The 2,268-nt window shown below is 55.4% G+C and carries 1 protein-coding gene; it reads right to left on the reverse strand.

Translation table 11 applies throughout. From position 1 onward, the window contains the following. Nucleotides 1-103: 103 nt before the first annotated feature. A complete protein-coding gene (locus BSZ39_RS12655; protein ID WP_143180545.1) occupies nucleotides 104-1,741 on the reverse strand; it encodes a disulfide bond formation protein B in 1,638 nt (545 codons plus the stop codon). Between the last annotated feature and the right edge of the window lie 527 nt (nucleotides 1,742-2,268).

Genomic DNA, 2,268 nt, shown 5'->3' on the forward strand with positions numbered 1-2,268 from the left:
CATCCGCAGCGCGCGCTCGCGCATCTCGGGCGAGTACTTCTGATTCATCGGTTCCATCCTTGCTTGAAGAACGGAACGAAACCCAGGGCGATTCAGTTTGATCTTACTTGGGCATGCTCACCGTGAACACGGTGTCTTTACCGTCGACGTCGGACAGGATGTAGAACACACCGTCCTTGACCGTCAATCCGTGGTAATCCCCGATCTCAGGAAGCTCATAGGTCGCTTCGAGTACGTTGGTCTTGGGATCCACCACGAGCAGCGACTGGTAGGTCTTCGACAGCACGTAAAGCTTGCCGTCGGCGATTTCAGCACTGACTGGGTAGTAGTCTTCGACCTTCATATCCTCGTCGTTGGCCTTCAATACTCCCTCACGCACCAGCTTATGATTCTTGCCGTACTGGGCGATGACGATGCTCTTGTTCTTCTTTGATGGAACTGAGACCAGCAGATACCCGTCGGACGTATCATCTTTTGCCACCGCAAGGGAGAACGCTGCCTTGGCCCGAGTCGTAACCAGTCTCATGCGCTGCTTGACTCCAAAGGCTGACCCGAGGTTGCCAGTCGACTCCAGATAGTCCATCCATGCCTCGTCTGGGTCGACCTCGTCGGGCGGCAAGAGCTCCGAACCGTAGAGGGTCTTGTTCCACGCCATGGCAACCAGCTTGCCCGGCCCGAAGAACATGGCGTCTGCGGTGTGGGTGATGTCCCAGCCGTTGACCCGGTCAATGATGGCGCTTGCTTCCACAGTGACGAAGTCATCATTCGTGTAGTAGAGACCTCCGGCGGTGGAAACGATGCCGAACAGCCCACTGTCCTCGTCGTAGGCGATGCCGCCGGCTCGTCCTTGGCCGAATTGTCCAGTCGCTTCGAATCCAAGTGGCGTAGAGTCGAGGACCTCCAGTTTTCCGGTTGGGGCCATAGGCGAGCCTTCAGCGCTGCCAGTCTTCAAACCAGAGACTTGGTGGACGCCAGGAATATGCACCATGTCTGGGCTGTGGCCGTCGAGAGTCGGCATCTTAAAACGCTCCCAGACTTCCATCCTCCAATTAGGCGCAGTCTTGGTGATGTCCCAGGTGAAGCGCTGTGGGCAGCGCCCACTCCCACAACCAGTTCCAGAAAATGGCGGCGGGCCGTTAATGACGAAGAACTGCGCGGAATTCAGCAGCGTGATGATGATGATGACGACCCCGACCACTTTGGCGTATCGACTAATGGGTTGAGCGGTGGGACGTCGGGCACCGAACTGTTCGCGCAGTTTTTCGTTACGTCCCAACCAGAACAGGCCGATACCGGCACAGGCGAGCACCACCCAGTAGGTGAACACACCCCACGTGTAGGTGTGGGCACCCAACACTGATTCCGCCAGCCCCTGGTTCGTGTCGAAAACGAAGAAGTTGCTCCAATGGCGGACGGTTGTATAGAGGTAAAAGAACGCAGCTAAGATCAGCATCGCATAGTACTTCCGGTGCGGTCCATAACGCAGGATGAACAGCGCACTGAGCGCGATGAGCACCATACCGAAGCGTTCTTGGCCGCACAGAATACAGGGCGACTCCCCCTTGATGATTCCCAGCCACACAGTGGCCATGCCCACCGGGATGAGCATGATGAGAGCCGCAGCAGTAGCGACAGCAAAATTGAATGTTCCCGCGGAGAACACTCTTTTCACCCATGGAGACTCCACGGGAGGTAGTCCATCGCCGGAAGACATCGAATCAGATACTGTTTTCTCGCTCACTGCCGCACTCCTAGAGATTTACCGGAGGCACCCAAGACCCCGACACAGACACCATATAAAGAAACGCAGAGATACCGAAGCTTCCCAAGGCGAGAGAAAAAGCCAGTCTTTCACGCTTAGGACTGAAGATAATCAGAATTGCCGCGAGTGCAGCCATTGCATAGATTAGAAACTCCACTTTCCAACCCCTTTGTTTGACCATTCAATAGTAAGAAATCAGCGCCATTGCCGAGAGAACCCTCTCGCAAGAGCACCCCTCCGAGGCTGACTGGAAAACGCTTTCACCAAGAACTGTGATAAATCACCACGGAGACCACGAATGTTATTGATAATCCCTTTCGAGCTCGTCGCGAACATCCCTGATGCGAACGTCATTGAGCCACTGCTAGGCAGTTTCAGAAAAGCTGTCCGACATCGCCCTAAGCGTAGCATGGGTCTGCTGAAGGTTTGCTTGAGTCCGGGGTTCATGCCGCCAAAGCGACGGCATCCATCATTATGCTCTCGAACTCGACCGGTGTCAGCTTCCC

This window comes from Bowdeniella nasicola (assembly GCF_001907295.1).
Lineage (GTDB): Bacteria > Actinomycetota > Actinomycetes > Actinomycetales > Actinomycetaceae > Bowdeniella > Bowdeniella nasicola.